The following is a 20,867-nucleotide window of genomic DNA, read 5'->3' as shown; positions in this document are numbered from 1 at the left end:
ATATGCAGATAAAAAAACTGGTCTTCCTGATATTGTTCCTGTTAACCCCAGGCGCGTATCTGGCGGCACAGCAAGCCTGTCCTGTAGTCCCCTTGCCCGTACAGGCCGTGAAAGGAAAGGGCGCCTTCCGTTTTGGAGAGGATACCCGCATTGTTTGCCGGGATGGGCGGACCATGCCCGTAGCGCATTACCTGCAGCAGGAGCTGTTCCGGCGCCACCGGCTAACGGTGGCCATGAAGCCCGCGCAGGCCGCGCAAAGCATTTCGCTGGTATATGACGGTAAATGGAAAGGCCCGGTGGGCGCGTATGGGCTGGAGATAAGAGCAGACCGGGTAACCATTACCGCGCGGGACAATGAAGGGCTGTTTAACGGGGTCGTTTCCCTTGTTCAGCTGGTCAGGCAGGAAGGCTTGTCTTTTGAAGCCGCCAGCTGGAGCCTGAAAGACCAGCCGCTGTACCAGTGGAGAGGGTTGATGCTGGACGAGTCCCGCCATTTTTTTGGCAAGGAAAAAGTGAAGCAGATACTTGACTGGATGGCCTTTTACAAGCTGAACCGTTTTCACTGGCATCTTACAGACCAGCCGGGCTGGCGGCTGGAGATCAAACAATATCCCAGGCTGGCCATGGTGGGCGGTATCGGCAACTCCAGCAACGAAAATGCCGCTGCCGCCTATTATACACAGGAAGACATCCGGGAAATAGTGGCTTACGCCGCCGAACGTTTTATTGTTATCATACCGGAAATAGATATGCCGGGCCATGCCACGGCGGCCAACAGGGCGTACCCCGAGTTCAGCGGCGGCGGCTCCGCAAAGTTCCCTCACTTTACGTTCAACCCGGGAAAGGAAGACACCTATCAGTACATCAGCCGCATCCTGAAAGAAACGGATGTGCTGTTCCCCTCGCAGATGGTCCACATTGGCGGGGACGAAGTGCATTTTGGCAATGAACAATGGCGATCCGATACCGGTGTGCAACGCCTGATGAAGCAGGCCGGGATGAAAGACCTGGTAGCTGTAGAGCGGTATTTTGTGGAAAGGGTGGCAGATTCGTTGCTGCGCATCCAGAACAAGGTGCTGGCCTGGGATGAGGTTGCGGACTTTGCGTTGAAGCCAGACAGTACCATCGTGTTCTGGTGGCGGCATAACAAGCCGGAGCAATTGCAGAAGCTTATAGACAAGTCTCTGCCCGTTGTACTTTGCCCCCGCCTGCCGTTTTATTTTGATTATATGCAAGACAGCACGCAGGTACATGGTCCAAACTGGCGGAAGTTCGGGCTGAACTCAACGGCAGCCGTGTACCGCTTCACGCGGGAAGCGCTCCCGGTAAAGTTCCGGGATGCAGAACAGGTGCTGGGCATACAGGCTAATGTATGGACGGAATGGATCGCTTCTCCTCAACGGCTGGACTATATGCTGTTTCCCCGGCTGGCCGCTGTATCCGAAGCCGCATGGACGCCCGCCGCACAAAGAAACTATGATGGTTTCAAAACACGCCTGGCCGCTCATTTCCCGCTGTACCGGGCAGACGGTCTTTATTATTTCGATCTCTTAAACCCCGCTCAAACCGGGGAGCCCAAAGAATAACGCCGCTCCAGCAGCGTTTTCATAAAGCAGTTGATATCCCACTGGCTGGCTACAGGTGTGGTAGTGCCAACCTGGTAAGGCAGGTAAGGATACGGCCCAAACTCCGGCGTAATAGTGCATTGCGTGGCGCCGGAGGCGCGCAGGTGCGCTATCCACTGGTCCCACCATTGCAGGTGATGCTCCAGCGCCTCCCGGTTTTCCGGCGTGCGCGGGTCTGTCACCTGAGGGCCTTCCGTATGGCCCACCCGGGCATGCAGGTGCCGGGTGTGGCGGATGGCCAGGTCTACCGCATCCTGCTGGTCTTCCAGGTAACTTTCAGATACGCATACCCAGTGAGAGAGGTCAAGCGCCAGCTGCAGCGAAGGGAACTGCTGCAGGTATTCTTTAACTACATGCGCGGCAAAAGACCATTTGTTGCGGTGCGTTTCCTGTATAACAGGGATGCCTGTTTCACGGCTCACCCGGTCACAAATGTCAAAACACTCCGCCATCTGGTCTTTTGAATAATATTCCCGCCCGGTTTGAGAAGTGATGAACTGCGGCCGCAGACCGTTTCGCTCAAACGTGCCCAGCAGGCGGAGGTTGTTTTCCAACGCCTGTTTATACGCCGTAAAATTTTTCCCCTCCTTCATTTCCGCATGCAGGAGTGAAAACTCCAGGCCATGGTTTTCAAGGGCCTGGAGCATATCATTTTTTTCGTGGAGGTGCTGAAGCGGGTATACCTCTATCCCATGGAAACCGGCTTGTTTTACCTGGCCGGCAAAACCATTCCAGGCAACAGTTTCCGATCCCCAGCGGGGATAATAGAATTTGACAGACAGCATAAGTTCGTTTATCTGGAATAGATCAATGGGTTCTGTTCGTTGTTGTTCAGCGGGTCTCCCGGTTGGAGAGACTGCACATAGTCATCCGGTAAAATGTTCGGCGTGCCGTTATACGTGTTCCCATCAGGCATGTACGCGCAGGTCATGGCCCGGCGAAAGCCCGGCGTCATATTGGCGTGTGCCCCGTGTATGGTGAGGCCGCAATGGAAAGAGCAGCTGCCCGCTTTCATGGGCGCGGCTACAGACCTGCTTTGTTTAAATTCCGGGTAGGTGGTGAAGATCTCTCCCATGTTCTTGCCAATGCCCGGGTTCTCGAATGTGGCGGTTTTGTGAGAGCCGGGGATGAAGAAGAGGCAGCCGTTCTCAAGCGTGGCATCGTCTAGCGCCACCCAGATAGACATGGCCCGCCGGTCTGAGAAAGACCAGAACGGCGTGTCCAGGTGCCAGGAGGTGGGGTTGGCCCAGGGGCGTTTGATGAGCGCCTGATCATGCCAGATGCGCACGCCGTCAACGCCGGCCAGCTCCGCTATCATTTTCCCGATGCGCTCGTCCAGCATCAGCGTTTTGACTTTTTCGTTGGTTTGCCAGAGGTTCAGCAGCTGGTCAAATACGTTGTTAAAATAGTCCGCTTCCTTGTTAATACCATCATCATCATTAATGGAGATAGACTTGCCCGGTATCTTCAACCCGTTCCTTTCCGCCACGGCTTCCGTAACGGCTTCGCGCCAGGTGGCCAGCTCTTCCGGAGTGAGAAAGTCTTCGATCACAATGTAGCCGTTGTCTGTATAGAACTGTATCTGTTCTTTGGAAAGTGTTGTGTTCATGGATGGTGGAATTTAGTTACTGGTTAAAATTAGCAAGCGGGAGCGGGGGAGAAAATGGGGAAACTGGGGAGAAATTTGTCATTTTTGATACGGAGAGATCCTCCTGCCGCCATATGACCGTGGAGCAATCAAACAAAAAAAATAGTGTTGAAATGAATTTTCAATGTATCTTGGTATTAAGTATAACATACTACCATGTAAAACCAAGAAACTATGAGGATATTGTATTTCATGCTATTACTTTTATTGACCCAAGGTTCAATGGCCCAGGAAAACACCCCTTTGGAGAAGGAACTGGCACGGAAAGACAGCCTGCTCTTTGCCATTGCCATGGGTACCTGTAACCTGCAGCAACTGGAAACTGTGCTGGCAAAAGACTTTATGCTTTTTCACGACGGTGGTTATGCTAATCCCACCAGTGCCCAGCCATATGAAGGGCTGGTCGCATTTATACAAAAAACCTGCAGTAATCCTTCCGTGAAAATGCGGCGGGAGCTGGTAAAAGAAAGCGTACAAGTATTTCCCTTGGGCGAGCAGGAGGCCATGCAAACCGGCGTACAGCGTTTTTATGTGCGGCAAAACGGTGTGGAGCGGCAGGTGGAAGAATCGAAATTTTCCCGTACCTGGCGCCGGGAAGGTAACGAATGGAAAATAGCCCGGGAGCTGGACTACCTGGTGAACACACAATTTGCCACAGAAACACGGTACCAGCCAGCCCCCTATGCGCCGGTATCTGAAATGTTGCACAATACCATTGCCCGGCTTGACAGTATCTATTTCGATACCTACAATACCTGCAACATGGAAAAGATGGCCTCTATGATGTCTGATACGCTGGAGTTTTACCATGACAGAACGGGCCTTTCCACCTCTAAAAAAGATAATCTTGCATCTATCCGCAAAAACATCTGCGGCAAGGTAACGCGGGAGCTGGTGAAGGGCAGCCTGGAAGTGTATCCCATTCACGGTTACGGCGCTGTGGAAATAGGGTATCACCGTTTCCGGAACAAAGCCGAACCGGGTGCCTCGAATCCTTCCAAGTTCATTGTGTTGTGGCAACAGCAGGGTGGTGAATGGAAAATAACGCGGGTGGTAAGCCTGCATTAGCGGTTTGTATAAGGGGAGAGGTGGGTGAAGAAAGCATATTTTCCTTTATCTTTCATCTACTAAATCCCATACCATATGAAAGAAACTTCACCTCATTTGCTGGAAGAGTTTGATCAGGAATTGGCCATAGCCCCTGTTTCCAAAGGCACCCGTTTTGCCAACTACCTGGTAGACAATATCTGTTTTCAGGTATTGTATTACCTGGTATATGACTTATGGCAACCTCCCCGCCAAACCACTGCATGGAGTGACCGGTTGTTAACAGACCTGGCGGTGTCTTTTACCTTGTATTTTGTGTATTATCTTTTCTTCGAAAGCGTGTTGAAAGGCCGCACACCCGGTAAACTGGTAACGGGAACGGTTGCATTGAAAGATAATGGAGGCGCTCTTACGTTTAACGATGTGCTGAAGCGCAGCCTTTACCGCCTGATCCCCATTGAGCCGCTGTCTATTTTCTGGGGAGAAGTATGGCACGATAGTTTTACCAACACCATTGTAACCAGGAAAATAAAGTAGCCGGAACAGATTTAATACCCCCTATTTGCAAAATCGATTTTTAAACAGTACTTTGGATACCGGTATTGCATACCCCGGTATGCCCCGGTTCCACGAAGATCATTATCAACCAATTCCACTCCGGTATGTCTACAGAGAAGGTGTTCACGAAAAAACATGGCGCGTATGAAAGATGGTAAGGCTGCTCTGAATGCTTTATGGCAAAGGGTTTGGCAGGAAGGTGACCACCGTGCTTTTGAAGAGATGTTTCACTGCTGCTACCAGGGGCTGGTACGTTTTGCCGTGGAGTATGTAAACAGCCGCGAGTCTGCGGAAGAGATCGTATCCGACATTTTTATGAAATTGTGGACGGGCCGCCAGGGGTACCAGGAGGTGCTGCACATAGAAAAATACCTCTTTACCGCGGTACGTAACCAGAGCCTCAACTACCTGCGCAAGTTTTCCGGCTACCGGGTGGTATCCACAGACAGCCCGGAGCAATTGAGCATTGTATCTTCACATGACCCCTATAAGGCCTCGGAATGGAAGGAGCTGCTGGCCCAGCTAGACGCCGCGGTAGAAATGCTTCCTCCCCGCCGCCGCAAAATATTCCGCCTCATCCGCGAGGAGGGCTTCCGGCCCAAAGAAGTGGCGGAGATCATGAACCTCTCTCACCGCACCGTGGAAACGCAGTTGTTCAACGCGGTCAAGACCCTGCACAAGGAACTGCAACCCTACCTGACCGTTAAACGTAAATCCCCGTCTGGCGTAAAAGCAGACGTTGCCCTGCTGCTGTCTTTCCTGCTGGCGGTACAGGGGTAGGCGCCTTCCTAATCACTTTTCAGCCACTAAAAAAATTTTCCCGGCAAGTACGTAAGCCGGGTATCTTTCTGTGTCTTATAGGCAAACAGGGCAAATCCCGGCTTTATGCAAACGGACAAAGAAAGATATTTATGGCTGCTGTCGAGGCTGCTTTCAGGAGACATTAGCGGAGAGGAACAGCGGGAACTGGAGGCCCTTACCCATGCAGACCCACAGCGCCGGAAGGAGAGCGAGTGGCTGCAGGCCTACTGGAAAAATAATGAGGAGAAGGGAGATGAAGACAGTACCAGGGCAGCTTTTGCACGGCTGACAACGCAAATGAATGCCGCAGACCCGGCGCTGTGGCCGGCAAGTGACGTGAAAGCTACCGCCGTGATACCGGAAAATGCCGGTGAGGCAGCGGAGCAGTACCTTGCTGAAGAGCAGGCCCCGCCGGTAAAGTGGTACATGCTGCTGGCCCGCATGGCGGCCGCCATATTTTTTTTGGTGGGTACCTGGTACCTGCTGGACTCCACAGGCTTGCTGCCTGGCAGGGAAGATGGCCTCCGGGCGGAATACAACATCCGCGGCACCCGCTCGCATATCAAGCTGGCAGACGGTACCTCCGTTTGGTTAAATGCGGACAGCGAGCTGAAGTACCCCCTCCGCTTCAAAGGCGGCACGCGGGAGGTATACCTGAAAGGGGAAGCCTTTTTTGAAGTGACGCCGGACGCGGCAAAACCGTTCATCGTACACACGGAAACCATGCATATTAACGTACTGGGTACCAGCTTTAATGTAAAGGCCTACCCGGGAGACAAAGTGACGGAGGCCACCCTCATCAGCGGGGCGGTAGAAGTGCAGCTGAAAAACCAGGCGGATAAAAAGATACGCCTGAAACCTGCGGAGAAACTGGTGGTCACCAACGGGAAAGATTCCATGCAGGACCAGCCGCAGCCCGGCGTACCCGTGATCAGCACGGCTACTTATTTCCCGAAAGAAGACAGCGCCATTATTGAAACGGCCTGGATCGACAATAAACTCATATTCCACGACGAATCATTTACCAGCCTGGCCACCCGTATGGAGCGCTGGTATAATGTATCCATCCGCTTCGAGAATACAACCATCCAGCAACTGCGGTTCACCGGTATGTTCAGGAACGAAACAGTGACCCAGGCACTGGAAGCGCTGCAGCTCACGGAGCAGTTCAATTACCGGCGCGGAGAAGATGCCATCATTATTTATTAAGAGAAAACCAAAATCTTTTGCCTTTGGAATAAACACAAAAAAAACGGGAAATGTGCAACCATTCCCCGCCATTAGCCTAATGGGTACAGTCTCTGTAGTGGGATGGCTGTGCCCGATTATTAACAACTAATTCTACGTAAGTTATGAAAAAAAAGCATTTAGCGCATGCTTACAGACCGCCGTGTGCGCTAATAAAGGTATTTGTGATTATGAAACTGACCTTTTTCCTGCTCCTTCTGTCTTTCCTTCACGTAACAGCCGCCGTGCACTCGCAGGACAGGGTGTCTCTCAACCTGGAGTCTGCGGACCTGAGAAAGGTGTTGCTGATGATAGAGGCCCAAACCAAATATCATTTCATCTTCAGTGAAAGAAAGGTAAGGATAGACAAGAAGATAGACCTCTCCGTAAAAGATGAAACAGTATTTAAAGTGCTGGAAACAGTGCTGCCGGTAGCCAACCTGGAGTACCGGCTGCTGGAGGGTAACCTCATTGCCATTACCGCGCGGGAAGAGAAAGGAGATATTGTGCTCAAGAAAGACGTGCGCGGCACGGTAACAGACACGCTGGGCTCCCCGCTGCCGGGGGTGACCATTGCGGTAAAAGAGGCGCCCAGCATTGGCACCACCACAGACCTGAGCGGAAAGTACGTGCTGGACATCCCGGACAACGCCACCACGCTTATATACAGCATGATAGGGTACGATAAACAGGAAATCCCCATCAACGGCCGGGCCGTAATCAACGTGCAACTGGCCGTGGCCTCCAACCAGCTGGAAGAAACCGTGGTAGTGGGTTTTGGCAAGCAAAAGAAAAAAGAAGTGGTGGGCGCCGTTACCACCATCAACCCCAAAGAGCTGAAAGTGCCCTCCAGCAACCTCACTACAGCGCTGGCCGGCCGGCTTTCGGGCGTAATTGCCTACCAGCGCAGCGGCGAGCCAGGCGCTGATAATGCGGACTTCTTCATCCGCGGCGTTACCACCTTCGGGTATAAAAAAGATCCCCTCATCCTGATAGATGGTATTGAAGTGAGCACTACAGAGCTTTCCCGCATGCAGGTAGACGATATTGCCAGCTTCTCCATTCTGAAAGATGCCACCTCTACCGCATTGTACGGCGCCCGCGGCGCCAACGGCGTTATCCTCATCACCACCAAAGAAGGGGTGGAGGGCAAGGCCCGCGTATCTGTAAGGCTGGAAAACTCCATGTCTGCTCCTACAAAGAACGTAGAGCTGGCAGACCCTGTAACCTACATGCGCCTCGGCAATGAGGCCGTGCTCACCCGCGATCCGCTGGGCGTATTGCCTTACCCTGAAGCCAAGATAGATAATACCATTGCGGGCACCAACCCCTATGCCTACCCGGCTACAGACTGGCGGAAGGAGCTGTTCAAGGATTATACCATGAACCAGCGCGTCAACTTCAACGTATCCGGCGGCGGCAAGGTAGCACGTTACTACCTGGCGGCTACCATGAACCAGGACAATGGCATGCTGAAAGTAGACAAGCGGAACAATTTCAATAACAATATCAAGCTCAAGACCTATTCCATGCGTTCCAACGTCAACATCAACCTGACCAAGACCACGGAAGTAGGCATCCGCCTTTCAGGTACGTTTGACGATTACAACGGCCCCATCAGCAGCGGTACGGAAATGTATAAAAAGGTGATACAGTCCAACCCGGTGCTTTTCCCCGCCTATTACCCGGTAGACGAAGAGCATGCCTACGTTCGGCACATTATGTTCGGCAACTACGGAGATGGCAGCTACATCAATCCCTATGCGGAAATGGTGAAAGGCTACAAGGAATACAACCGCTCGGTGCTGCTGGCGCAATTTGAACTGAAGCAGAACCTTGCTTTCATCACCGAAGGCCTCAACCTGCATGCGCTGTTCAATACTACCAGGAGGTCTTATTATGACGTGTCCCGTTTCTACAATCCTTTCTGGTACCAGATGGGCAGCTATGACAAGTATGCGGACAAGTATACCCTGACCATGCTGAACCCCAACACAGGCACAGAATACCTGAACTACAGCGAAGGCCCGAAAGACGTTAATTCTACTACTTATATACAGGTAACGGCCAACTACAACCGCACTTTTAACGAGCGGCACAATGTAAGCGCCATGGGCGTGTTCCTGATGAACAACCAGGTGAACGCCAACGCCGGTTCCCTGCAGCTCACGCTGCCGCACCGCAACATCGGCGTATCCGGCAGGCTGACCTATGCGTATGACAGCCGTTACTTCCTGGAATATGATTTCGGGTACAATGGTTCCGAGCGTTTCTATGCAGACAAACGTTTCGGTTTCTTCCCGTCTGTAGGGGGCGCCTGGCTGGTGTCTAACGAGCCCTGGTTCAAGCCGCTGCAGCCGGTGATCAGCACCCTGAAATTGCGCGCTACTTATGGCATGGTGGGTAATGATGCTATTGGTGATCCTAAATCGCGCTTCCTGTACCTGGCAGACGTGAGCATGAAAGACGGCGCCCGGGGCATTTCTTTCGGTACGGACTATGCCTACTACCGGGACGGTATTTTCATTAACCGGTACGGCAATAACGACATTACCTGGGAAACCGCCATCAAGACCAACTGGGGCGTTGAAGTGAGCCTGTACAACAAGCTGAACATATTGCTGGATATCTACAGCGAAGACCGCAAGAACATCCTGATGAACAGGGCCTACATTCCCGTAACCATGGGCCTGCTCAGCAATGCAGACATACAGGCCAACCTGGGGCAGGCCACCGGTAAAGGTTTTGACCTGTCTATAGACTACAGCCACAGCTTTAACCGCAACCTCTGGTTACAGGCGCGCGGTAATTTCACGTATGCCACCAGCAAGTTCAGTGTATATGAAGAGCCGGATTATGAAGAAAGGTACCTCTCCCGCGTGGGCTATCCCATGAGCCAGCAATGGGGGTACATTGCAGAGCGCCTGTTTACGGATGACACAGAAGTGGCCAACTCTCCCGTGCAGGCCTTTGGAGAATACCGCGCCGGTGATATCAAGTACCATGACATTAATGGTGACGGACAGATCACTACTCGTGACAGGGTGCCCATCGGTTACCCCACCACCCCGGAAATAGTGTACGGCTTCGGCTTTTCCGTTGGCTATAAAAACTTTGACCTGTCCGCTTTCTTCCAGGGGCTTACCCGTGAATCTTTCTGGATAAACGCGGACTCCACTGCGCCTTTTGTGAACAACAGGGCTATGCTGAAAGCGTATGCAGACAGTCACTGGTCTGAAGAAAACCGCAACCTCTATGCCACCTGGCCGCGCCTGAGCGCCAGGCCGCTTTCCAATAACTCGCAGACCAGCACCTGGTTCATGCGCAACGGGGCCTTTTTGCGGCTTAAAACAGTAGAACTGGGCTATACGCTGCCTGCCTCTCTCACCCGCCGCATCAAAGTAGAAAAAACGCGTTTCTACCTCAGTGGCATCAACCTGCTGCTGCTCAGCAAGTTCAAGCTGTGGGATGTGGAAATGGGCGGCAATGGCTTGGGGTATCCCGTTCAGAAGGTGATCAATATAGGCGCACAACTGTCGTTCTGATAAAATATTTTAAAAGAGACTGTTATGAAATACTTGAAAATATGGCTGGCGGCATTATCGGGTTCCTTCCTGTTTTCCTGCCATTACCTCGATATAGTGCCTGACAACATTGCTACAATAGACAATGTGTTCAGGATGCGCAATACGGCGGAGCAATACCTGTTTACTATTTACAGCTACCAGCCGCGCTTTACAGATGCCTATAACTATCCCACCTTCCTGGGAGGTGACGAGCTGTGGGCCAATGAATTTAACGTGAACCTGAACAAGCCCGCCTGGCAGATAGCCAAAGGCTTTCAGAATATTGTAGACCCTTACTCCAACTATTGGGGCGGTACCAATGGCGGCAGGGGAATGTTTGTGGCCATCCGTGACTGCAATACCTTCCTGGACAACATTCACAGCGTGCCGGACATGGACGAGTATGAAAAAGTAAGATGGGCGGCGGAAGTGAAATTCCTGAAAGCCTATTATCATTTTTACCTTTTCCGCATGTACGGCCCTATTCCGCTGATCAGGAAAAACCTGCCCATTACCAGCACTACGGAAGAAGTGAAAGTGAAACAGGAGCCGGTAGATACTTGTGTGGCCTATATTGCTTCCCTGCTTGATTCTGCTGCTGCAGACCTGCCGGATCGCATCACTACAGAAGCCACAGAACTGGGCCGCGTAACAAAATCCGTAGCGCTGTCTATCAAGGCGCAGTTGCTGGTAACGGCCGCCAGTCCTCTCTTTAACGGCAACACAGACTATGCTTCCTACACCGGGAAAACGGGGGTGAAGCTGTTCAATACCACTTATGACCCCGCCAAATGGACGGCGGCGGTCAATGCCTGCCGGGAAGCCATTGAAGAATGCGACCGCGCAGGTCATGAACTGTACTATTACAATGCGGCCTTTTTACCTTTCCCCGGCTCTCCGGCCACCATCACGGAAATGAGCGTGCGGAATGCGCTGTGCGAGAAGTGGAACAAGGAAGCGATCTGGACGAGCACCGCCGCCCGCGCTTCCACCCTGCAACTGGAAAATCTGCCGCGCCTGTATTCCAGCGACAAGCAGAATGTAACGCTATCTTCATTTGGCGTGCCCATGAAGGTAGTAGAGCAGTTCTATACCAAAAACGGGGTACCTATTACGGAAGACAAAACCTGGAACTACAACGCCCGTTATGCCACCAAAACGGCTACCTCTGCAGACGCGTTGCGCCTCAAGCCCAATTATGTAACCGCCAACCTCAACTTTGACCGGGAGGTACGTTATTACGCCAGTCTTGGTTTTGACGGCGGCCGCTGGTTTGGTCAGGGCCGGTTTAACGATGCGGACAACGTATACGTAGAGGCCAAGCTGGGGCAAATTGCCAATAACCACGCTTGGGCCTATTCTATTACGGGTTATTGGGCCAAGAAGCTGGTGAACCCTCAAACTGTTTCTTCCACTACGGAAATTACGGTGCAGCAATATCCCTGGCCGCTGATGCGCCTGGCAGACCTGTACCTGATGTACTCCGAAGCGATCAACGAAGTGGAAGGGCCCGGTGCGGAAGCATATAAGTGGATAGACCTGGTGCGCAAGAGAGCTGGCCTTGCCGGTGTGCAGGAAGCGTGGACGCAATTTTCCACCTCCCCCGGCACGCCCAATACCAAAGAAGGCCTCCGGAAGATCATTCACCGGGAACGCCTGATAGAGCTGGCATTTGAAGGCCCGCGTTTCTGGGACCTGCGCCGCTGGAAAGAAGCGGAAAGGGTCATGAGCGAACCGATCACCGGCTGGAACTACGCAGGTAAAACAGCGCAGGATTACTACCAGGTAAGGTATCTCTACAACCAGGTATTCCGGAAAAAAGATTACCTGTGGCCGGTGAGGGAGGAAGACCTGATCGAGAACAAAGAGCTGGTGCAAAGCCCCGGCTGGTAAGTATCCCTTATCTGATCAAACTAACATCACTATCATGCAAAAATATTCACTGATCATATGCACGTTTCTCCTGGTAGCCCTGGGCTGCAAGGAAGAAAAACTGGGACCGCTTACCAAAGGCGGCAACGCGCCCGGCCAGGTATCGAACGTAACGGTAGAGAACCTGCCCGGCAGGGCAACACTTCGCTACAGCATTCCTTCAGACCCTGACCTGCTGTACATTAAAGCTGTGTACGAGACCCGGCCCGGCAAAACGATGGAGGTGATCTCCTCCTTTTATAACAACAGCATGACGCTGGAGGGTTTTGGCAATACGGAAGAAAGAGAAGTGCAGTTGTACAGCGTAAGCAAAACCGAAGCTGCCTCAACACCGGTAACCGTAAAGGTGAAGCCGCTTACCCCGCCGGTACAGGCCGCTTTTGCCTCGCTTGCCTTTGAACCTGATTTTGGTGGCATAAGGGCCACGTTCGTAAATGAAGATTCCGCCAATATTGTGATAGGCGTGCTCACCCGGGACCCGCAGGGCGAGCCGTTACCTGCGGATATGCACTACACCAGCCAGAAGGCGGGCGCCTTCTTTGTACGCGGCTTTGACGATACGCCCCGCTGGTTTGGCCTTTACGTACGTGACCGCTGGCAGAACCATTCGGATACCGTTTGGAAACAGGTAACGCCCTTGTTTGAAGAGAAGCTGGACAAGAAGCTGTTCAAGGGGATGAGCCTGCCAACAGATGCCAAGGCATGGGGCTCGGTGCAGTTGCAGAATCTCTGGAATGACGTAGTATCAGGCGGTCAGAGCTCTTCTACTACCTGGTTCCGCACGCAAAACGGCTCCGGTGTTCCGCATCACATCACTTTTGACCTGGGGGTGACTGCCCGCATCAGCCGCATAATACAGGTACCCCGCGGTGCTTTTGACGAAAAAACACTGCTCTATAGCGCCGGAGACCCGCAGCTCTATGAAATATGGGGCTCCAACAGCCCCGCAACAGACGGCAGCTTTAACGGCTGGACGAAGCTGCAGGACTGTGAAGTGGTTAAAGTGTCTGGCCTTCCTATTGGCATTAACTCTGACGAGGATATTAGCCGGGCACAGGCGGGGCACGAGTTCATGATCCCAGCAGATGCGCCCCCCGTGCGGTACATCCGCATCAAGATGTTGCAGACCTTCGGTAATGCGGATTATTTCTGGATGGCCGAGCTGACCTTCTTTGGGGAAATACAGTAATTGATCACAAATAAATGACCACATGAAAATCTTCAAATATATATGCTTTACACTGGCGGCAGGCTTCGGCCTTGCTGCCTGCGATAAGGCAGACGAGGCTTACAAAGACTTTGCGCCCAACGGGGAGATCACCTACCCGGGCAAGGCAGACTCCCTCAAAGCCAATCCGGGTAAAGAGCGCGTAGAGCTTACCTGGTTGCTGACAACAGACAGCCGCATCGTGAAATGCCGGATCTACTGGAACCGCAAGGCCGATTCGGCAGACATTAACGTTACCCGCACGCAGGGGGTGGATACCATCCATCATATTCTCAACCTCGGTGAAGGCCCTTATGTGTTTGAAGTATACACCTTCAATGCGGAAGGTAACCGTTCTATCAAGGCAGAAACGAACGGGGACGTGTACGGCAGCTTCTACGAAAGCGGCCTCGCCAACCGGGTGCTGAAAAGCGCCGTGATCACCGGTGGCAATGCAAAGCTGGAATGGGAAGATGCGGACCCCCGTTCTCCCGGCGTAGAGCTGTCTTATAAAGACCAGGCCGGGGAGCCGCAAACCCTGCGCATCCCTTCTGCTGAAAAAACAACTGTAATTACCGGTACCCCACAAACAGGTACCATGGAATTTAAAACTTTGTATCTTCCGGTACCGAATGCCATAGACACCTTTGCGGCGCCTGTTGTGAAGGTGGATTTGTAAGACCAGATAAATATAATACGTGCAACGCAGAACATTTTTATCTACCACAGTACTGGGCGCGCTGGGGGCCGCCATCAATACGCCCGCCAGCGGGGCCGGCCATATTGCGGCCGCTGCCGGAACGCAGGCCTATACCGTCATTAACGCCGGCATAGGCGGCAACAATACGGTTGACCTGCTGAAACGGATCGACAAGGATTGCCTGGCGCATTCCCCCGCGCTGACCGTGCTGATGATAGGCACCAATGACATGAACAGCCGGAAATACGTTCCGCTGCCGCAGTACCGCGAAAATCTTTCCTCCCTCATCGAAAAGATAAAGGCTGTGAAGAGCGAGGTGTTGCTGATGACCATTTGCCCCTACATAGAAGAATACCTGTTTACCCGCCATAACCGGGATCATTACGGGCAAGAAGGGCCTGCGGGCAGAAGAGCGGCCGTCAACAACTGCATTAAAGAGCTGGCGGCAAAGTACAATACATCGCTGCTTGACCTGGGCGCCTTGTTCGACAAAGCGGGCAGGGTAGGGCTGGAAAAAATATCACTGATACAGAACGAGGCCAACAGCAACAAAACAGACGGCGTGCATCCCACGCCGGAGGGCTACCGGTTTATCGGGCTGGCAGTGTACCAGCATATCATGTACAACCGGCTGCCGCAGAAAGGCATTGTATGTTTTGGGGACAGCATCACGGCGGCAGACGGGGGCGTGAACAAGAACAGCTATCCGGCCTACCTGCTCAGGCTGCTGGCAACATCGTAACCATCTTTAAAAACAATTGATATCAGTCATGCAATTTAAACTCCTGATCTGCGCCGTTCTGGTGCTCTTACTAAAACTGCCGGCGCGGGCGGACCACCAGGTAGATATTTGTATTTACGGCGGCAGCTCTGCCGGTGTTATTGCTGCGTATACGGCAAAAAAAGCCGGCCATTCCGTGTTGCTGATAGAGCCGGGCAAGCGCCTGGGCGGCCTCACTTCCGGCGGCCTGGGATATACGGACATCGGCAACAAGTACGCCATCCGTGGTCTTTCCCTGGAGTTTTACCGCCAGGTAGGCCGCCACTACGGCAAATTTGAGCAGTGGATATTTGAGCCGCACGTAGCCGAAAGCCTTTTTACAGATTACGTGCAGCGCGCAAAGCTGCAGGTGTTGTATCAGCACCGTATTGTAGCGGCAGACAAGGAGAACGGGCGTATCAGGTCTATCCGGCTGGAAGCCAACGGCACTACCGTGAACGTATCGGCCAAAATGTTCATTGACTGCACCTATGAAGGGGACCTGATGGCAAAAGCCGGCGTAAGCTATATGGTAGGCCGGGAAGCCAATGATCTGTACAATGAGACCTACAACGGCGTGCAGTTGCTGGACGGCCACCAGATCCCTGACGGCGTGGACCCGTATAAAACCCCGGGAGACCCTTCCAGCGGCCTGCTTTGGGGTATCAGCCCCGCAACGTTGCAGCCGAAGGGCAGTGGCGACAAACTGGTGCAGGCCTACAACTACCGCATCTGCCTCACCAATGACCCCGCCAACAGGGTGCCCATTACCCGCCCGGATAACTATGACCCGGCACGTTATGACCTGCTGGCGCGCCTCATCAAGGCCCAGCCGCAAAGAACGAAGCTGAACGATTATTTTATCTGGAGCCGCATGCCCAATAATAAAACAGATATCAACAACCGCAACGGTTTTTCCACGGATATGATAGGCGCCAATTACGAGTACCCGGAGGCAGACTATGCTAAACGCGCGGAGATCATCAAGGCGCATGAAGACTATACCAAAGGGCTGCTCTATTTCTTTGCCACAGACCCCCGCGCACCCAAACCGGCGCAGGAAGAAATGCGCCAATGGGGCTACCCTAAAGATGAGTACGTAGAAAACGGCCACTGGTCCCCGCAGTTGTACATCCGCGAAGCCCGCCGCATGGTAGGCGCTTATGTGATGACGCAGGCCAACTGCACCGGTAAGGAAGTAGTGCAGGACGGCGTGGGCATGGCCGCTTACACCATGGACTCTCACAATACCCAGCGCATTGTGGTTGAAAAGAACGGGAAGAAGATGGTGAAGAACGAAGGCAATGTGGAAGTAGGCGGTTTCCCGCCGTACCCGGTATCTTACCGCGCCCTCATTCCCAAAGCGGAAGAGTGTAAAAACCTGCTGGTGCCGGTGTGTTTGTCTGCCAGCCACATAGCCTATGGCTCCATCCGTATGGAGCCGGTGTTCATGGCCCTGGCGCAGGCCTCCGCGGTGGCCGCGCATGAAGCTATTGCCGGCAATGTTTCCGTGCAGGAAGTAGACGCCGCAAAGATCATCAGCACCCTCCGCACCAATCCCCTGGCAGACGGCCGCAATGGGGACATCCTGATAGACAATACAGACAACCCGCAGTTGGAAGGCTCATGGAAAACACAGAAAGGCCGCGGCAGCTATGGCCCTGACATGCTCACGGCTGAGGCGAATGCAAAAGCCACCTTCCGCCCCAACATCCGTAAGGCCGGCCGCTACAGCATTTACATGTATTACCCGCACCTCAAGACCAACGCTGCTGTTATGAACGTGAAAATACTGGCCGGCAAAAAAGAACATGCCGTACCGGTAAAGCGGGATGAGATAACGGTAGTAGGCCAGACGTCTGGCGAATGGGTGAAGCTGGGCACTTTCAACCTGAAAAAAGGTGAAGGCTCAGCGGTTGAGATATCAGCCGGTGCCGGTGAAGACGGCGTAGTGATAGCGGACGCGGTGCTGTGGGTGCCGGAAAAACGGTAAAACAACAACCGGATAAATATTAAAGGGGCAACTGAAAACGCTATTTCAGTTGCCCCTTGTATTTTGACAGTATGGTTATTTGCGCCGGTCAAAAAAGTCGATAAGACCGTACACCTGCGTGTTCAGCTCCCGCATCTTGTCCGTAAGGCCGTTGTACACGGTATAGTCAAGTTGTACAATGCCTTTGTTGGCATCGCGGTTGGAGGGGTCTGTTTTCAGGTTGCTGGGATCATTGTCCTGGTACTTGAACCAGTGAAAACCCACGCAATTGCCGCTTTCGAGTAGGGCCAGCGCAAAGTTCTGATAAAAGAGGCCACGGTCTTTTTGTGTGTGTACGATCCAGCCGGCGCCGGAATAGTTGGGCATGCCGGAGTCTTCCCCTTTGGCGTACCACTCCGTGATAATAAAGGGGCGGCCGCTCCAGGCCGTCCAGTTGGCAATGTCTTCCGCCAGGGGCGTCCACTCGCGGTAATAATTGATGGCGATCACGTCTATGTATTTTCCCGCGGCGCGGAACACTTCCGGTACTTTCTTTTCATATGAGTGGAAGCGGCTGCCCAGGTAGAGGTGGTTGGGGTCGTACTTTTTGATGGCTTTGGACACAATGGAAAAATAGGTGTCTGCCATATATCCCAGGAACTCGTGGCGGATGGTGTCTGTGAGGGCGGCCGCGTTGTACCCTTTGTTTTGCAACCACTTTCTGGCGGCTATGCACCCCGGGTCCGTGGTATCTTTCTTGGCCAGGTAACGGTCAAGAGAAAGCCGCTGGAAAGGCATTTCATTGTCGGAGAAATAGCCGAACAGGTTTTTATCGTCTTTATACTTTGCCAGCTGCCGGGCATATTCATCACAGAAAGAAACGAACGCCGGATCAAATACAAAAATGGTATTGTCAGGATAACCGGTATGGCCCGGGGCCTGGTAGGTACCGCCTCTTTTTTTTCCATACTCGCTCATGAAATTTTTGATGATGGTGTAGGAGAGCGGCCGGGCAGGCTGGGAGGGCGTATTGATGAAAGACTCGGTGTCTGACCATGCGCCCAGCGCATTGAACCCGAGAGATTGTATGAGGGCTTTGGTTTGCGCGGCCCATTCCTGTTTCGTGCCGAACCTCTTTTCCATCAATTGCCGGCTGCTGTCTGAGACGGCCGTGCTCACGCTGTTAACGCCCAGGTTCACCATCAGGTTCCCTTCAGGATCTATGATCCACCAGCGCGGGCCGATCTTTTCCGCGCGGAAAAATCCCGTAGCCTTCGCCTTGCGGTCTGTGCGCCCCCCATAGCGGTCTGTTTTTACGGTAACGGGCTGATAGCCCTGTAAGGTGGAAACGGCGCGTGTGGGATTGTGTTTCCATTCGCCGTAGGTCTTCTTTGCGCTGTTGGCCATCATGCTTTCTACCTGCAGGGTATATTCCTGGGCCTGGGCGGCGGTAGAGAACAGGAGCAATAAAACGGACGATATTTTCTTCATAGCCGGTATCCTGGGTTTAAATGAGGCTACCGGCTAAAGTACAGGTTTTTCCAGCGTATTTTCCTGCAGTTGTAATATTTTCTGCGGGGACAACCAAAATGCGCTATTTCTTTCCCTTTTTCAATTCTTCCGTCAGCTCTTCCATGATCTTCACTGCCTCGCCAATATAACTTTTCACCACTTTCAGCTCTTTGTCGGAATACTGCTGCACAAGCGCCGTAAGCCGCTCCTGCAGGGAGCCGAATACATTGCCGAACAGCTTGCCAGCTTTTTGCAGGTTGGGCACTATCAACACCTTTCGCCGGTCAGTGGCATCTGCTTTCCTTTCCACCAGCCCTTTTTTTTCCAGGCGGTCTATCAATCCCGTTACAGCGCCGGTGGTGAGGCCGGAAGCCACCGCCAATTCCCCCGCTGTCATGGCCCCTTTTTGCATGAGCATACTGAGGTACTTATGGTCAGCAGGCGCCAGCCCCGCGTACTGGGCTATCTGCAGATGCAGCAACACCGTGGCGTCAGAAAAACGGCGACCGTATTCATTCAGCTCATGGATTTTTTCTTTTGAAATGTTTGCCATGTCAATTAAAATAATATCTTTGTGACTAAGATATTTAGTTTATAAGATAAATATCTTCCCTGCAAAATTAACAAACAGACATCAATTGCCTGAACATGAATACTATTAACTATCAACGCGCCAACCTGTGGCTATTTCTGGCAGTAAGCGCCTATTTTGTGATGAACGGCGCCGGTATATGGGAAACCTTTGTGCTGATACCGCGGTGGACGCTGGCGCCCCCCGCCTCGCTGCATTTTCTGCAAGGCCCCTACGCGCTCAACCTCGGCGCCTTCTGGATCGGCATGCATTCCTTCCACGAGGTACTGTTCATAGCCTGCATAGTGTTCAACTGGCGCATAAAGTCCAGAAGGTACGCACTGCTGGCCCTGTTTGCGGGGCATATGGCGCTCCGGGTGTGGACGCTGCTCTATTTTGCGCCCGCCATCGGCTGGTTCCAGGCGCTGCCGCCTTCAGACGGGGTAGATGCCGCCCTGCAGGCCAAGGCAGCCGTATGGCGCCATCTGAACCTGTTGAGAACAGGGCTGTACTGCGTACTGAACGTGGTGATGGCCATGCTTTTACCGATCAAACAACTATCATGGGCCAAAAAGTGATCATTATAGGTGCGGGCGTAGCCGGGCCGGTACTCGGTATACAATTGCAGAACGCCGGTTATCACGTGGAGATTTTTGAAGGGAGGGAAGATGCTGGCCTGGAAGACGGCGCGTTCCTGGGGCTTACGCCCAACGGGCTTAACGTGCTGCTGCGGTTTGTGCCGGAAACGCTGCTCCGGCAGGATTGTACCACCGGCTCCATGCGTTTCTACAACCAGCAGGGCAGGGAAATTGCCGCGCTCATGACGGATTACCAGCGGGAGCTGTACCATTGCGAAACCATACAGCTCAAGCGGCACCGGCTGAATGAAGCGGCCCGCCTTGCCGCATCGGAAAAAAAGGTGCCGGTATATTTTGGCAAAAAGTGCGTGTGCGTGGTGGAAACGGAGCAGGAGGTAACAGCCTGGTTCAGTGACGGCAGCAGCGCCAGCGCAGACCTCCTGATGGGGGCGGACGGTACCTTTTCCGCCGTGCGCAACAGCATGTTCCCCGGTGCGGCGCGGCCGGTGTACAATAAAAATATTTCTACGGGCGGTTATGCCCGCCTGCCGGAATTAAGCACGCCGCTGGATGCTATCCGCATGACCTTCGGGGAGCGGGGCTTTTTTGCGTATAACGTGTCCAGCAAAGGAGAGATATGGTGGTTCAACAATTATTACCGCGCTCAAGAACCTTCCCGGGAAGAGGTGAGAACGGTATTGAAAAGCGAAATAAAGAACGAGCTGCTGCGCATCCATGAGCAGGATGACCCGCTGTTTTCGCGGATCATCAGGGCCACGGACCAGGTGATCGCCTACCCGGTATACGATATTCCCAAGCTGGCCCAATGGCATACCCGCCGTGTTTGCCTGGTGGGCGATGCGGCGCATGCCACGTCCCCGCACATTGGGCAGGGCGCTTCCCTGGCCCTGGAAGACACAGAATGCCTGGCGAAATGCCTGGGTAACGCCACCACGCCGGAAGCCGCCTTTGCGGCTTTTCAGCGGCTGCGGCAGCCCAGGGTGGAAAAGATCATCAAAAGCGCCAGAAAAGTAGGGAATGCCAAGTCAAAGCCCGGCCGGGTGGCTACCTGGTTCCGGGACAGGCTGATCGGCTTTTTTATAAAAGCGCAGATCAAAAAGCTGCACTGGATATATGGTTACAGGGCCTGAAAGCATAATTAT

At 53.1% G+C, this 20,867-nt stretch carries 17 protein-coding genes; 13 read left to right on the top strand and 4 right to left on the bottom strand.

Features of this window, described 5'->3' with window-relative positions:
• Window positions 1–2 precede the first annotated feature (2 nt).
• On the top strand, window positions 3–1,586 hold the full coding sequence (locus D3A97_RS18720; RefSeq protein WP_119080039.1) for a beta-N-acetylhexosaminidase: 1,584 nt from the start codon (window positions 3–5) through the stop codon (window positions 1,584–1,586).
• On the opposite strand, the gene D3A97_RS18715 is transcribed toward D3A97_RS18720, so the two are convergent.
• On the bottom strand, window positions 1,562–2,410 hold the full coding sequence (locus D3A97_RS18715; protein WP_232826014.1) for a sugar phosphate isomerase/epimerase family protein: 849 nt from the start codon (window positions 2,408–2,410) through the stop codon (window positions 1,562–1,564). The two genes, D3A97_RS18720 and D3A97_RS18715, sit on opposite strands and share 25 nt — an antisense overlap.
• A gap of 8 nt (window positions 2,411–2,418) precedes the next feature.
• A complete protein-coding gene (locus tag D3A97_RS18710) occupies window positions 2,419–3,234 on the bottom strand; it encodes a phytanoyl-CoA dioxygenase family protein (protein WP_119080038.1) in 816 nt (271 codons plus the stop codon).
• Window positions 3,235–3,516: 282 nt separating this feature from the next.
• Here D3A97_RS18710 and D3A97_RS18705 point away from each other — a divergent pair, with 282 nt between their 5' ends.
• The 10 genes from D3A97_RS18705 (at window position 3,517) to D3A97_RS18660 (ending at window position 17,064) form a co-directional block, all read left to right on the top strand.
• Window positions 3,517–4,341 carry a nuclear transport factor 2 family protein gene (locus D3A97_RS18705; RefSeq protein ID WP_157986625.1) on the top strand — a complete coding sequence of 275 codons (825 nt, stop codon included), beginning with the start codon at window positions 3,517–3,519 and terminating at the stop codon, window positions 4,339–4,341.
• A 75-nt stretch (window positions 4,342–4,416) separates the two neighbouring features.
• Window positions 4,417–4,857 carry an RDD family protein gene (locus D3A97_RS18700; protein WP_119080036.1) on the top strand — a complete coding sequence of 147 codons (441 nt, stop codon included), beginning with the start codon at window positions 4,417–4,419 and terminating at the stop codon, window positions 4,855–4,857.
• A gap of 165 nt (window positions 4,858–5,022) precedes the next feature.
• Window positions 5,023–5,658, top strand: a complete 636-nt coding sequence (locus tag D3A97_RS18695) for an RNA polymerase sigma-70 factor (RefSeq protein ID WP_157986624.1) — start codon at window positions 5,023–5,025, stop codon at window positions 5,656–5,658.
• A gap of 105 nt (window positions 5,659–5,763) precedes the next feature.
• Window positions 5,764–6,888 carry a FecR family protein gene (locus tag D3A97_RS18690; RefSeq protein WP_119080034.1) on the top strand — a complete coding sequence of 375 codons (1,125 nt, stop codon included), beginning with the start codon at window positions 5,764–5,766 and terminating at the stop codon, window positions 6,886–6,888.
• 209 nt (window positions 6,889–7,097) lie between these two features.
• Window positions 7,098–10,451, top strand: coding sequence for a TonB-dependent receptor (locus tag D3A97_RS18685; RefSeq protein WP_119080033.1), 3,354 nt, complete (start codon window positions 7,098–7,100; stop codon window positions 10,449–10,451).
• 24 nt (window positions 10,452–10,475) lie between these two features.
• A complete protein-coding gene (locus D3A97_RS18680; protein ID WP_119080032.1) occupies window positions 10,476–12,365 on the top strand; it encodes a RagB/SusD family nutrient uptake outer membrane protein in 1,890 nt (629 codons plus the stop codon).
• Between the two features lie 34 nt (window positions 12,366–12,399).
• Window positions 12,400–13,593, top strand: a complete 1,194-nt coding sequence (locus D3A97_RS18675; protein ID WP_119080031.1) for a DUF5000 domain-containing lipoprotein — start codon at window positions 12,400–12,402, stop codon at window positions 13,591–13,593.
• A 22-nt stretch (window positions 13,594–13,615) separates the two neighbouring features.
• Window positions 13,616–14,290 (top strand): DUF4998 domain-containing protein, encoded by a 675-nt coding sequence (locus tag D3A97_RS18670; RefSeq protein ID WP_119080030.1) that lies wholly within the window; start codon window positions 13,616–13,618, stop codon window positions 14,288–14,290.
• 19 nt (window positions 14,291–14,309) lie between these two features.
• Window positions 14,310–15,053, top strand: a complete 744-nt coding sequence (locus D3A97_RS18665; protein ID WP_119080029.1) for an SGNH/GDSL hydrolase family protein — start codon at window positions 14,310–14,312, stop codon at window positions 15,051–15,053.
• 28 nt (window positions 15,054–15,081) lie between these two features.
• Entirely contained in the window at window positions 15,082–17,064 is a 1,983-nt protein-coding gene (locus D3A97_RS18660) for an FAD-dependent oxidoreductase (protein WP_119080028.1), read from the top strand.
• 75 nt (window positions 17,065–17,139) lie between these two features.
• Here the strand turns inward: D3A97_RS18660 and D3A97_RS18655 are convergent, their stop codons facing one another.
• Window positions 17,140–18,534, bottom strand: coding sequence for an agarase (locus D3A97_RS18655; protein WP_157986623.1), 1,395 nt, complete (start codon window positions 18,532–18,534; stop codon window positions 17,140–17,142).
• 103 nt (window positions 18,535–18,637) lie between these two features.
• Window positions 18,638–19,108, bottom strand: coding sequence for a MarR family winged helix-turn-helix transcriptional regulator (locus D3A97_RS18650; protein WP_198674063.1), 471 nt, complete (start codon window positions 19,106–19,108; stop codon window positions 18,638–18,640).
• A gap of 95 nt (window positions 19,109–19,203) precedes the next feature.
• On the opposite strand from D3A97_RS18650, the gene D3A97_RS18645 reads away from it, so the two are divergent.
• Together D3A97_RS18645 and D3A97_RS18640 are read left to right on the top strand one after the other, a co-directional pair.
• Entirely contained in the window at window positions 19,204–19,704 is a 501-nt protein-coding gene (locus D3A97_RS18645) for a transposase (protein ID WP_119080026.1), read from the top strand.
• Window positions 19,689–20,855, top strand: coding sequence for an FAD-dependent oxidoreductase (locus tag D3A97_RS18640; RefSeq protein ID WP_119080025.1), 1,167 nt, complete (start codon window positions 19,689–19,691; stop codon window positions 20,853–20,855). The genes D3A97_RS18645 and D3A97_RS18640 overlap by 16 nt, the downstream gene beginning before the upstream one ends.
• Window positions 20,856–20,867: the final 12 nt, after the last annotated feature.

It is taken from the genome of Chitinophaga alhagiae (assembly GCF_003568665.1).
GTDB lineage: Bacteria > Bacteroidota > Bacteroidia > Chitinophagales > Chitinophagaceae > Chitinophaga > Chitinophaga alhagiae.
The sequence above is the reverse complement of the archived record's forward strand: the minus strand, read 5'-3'. Positions and strand labels throughout refer to the sequence as shown.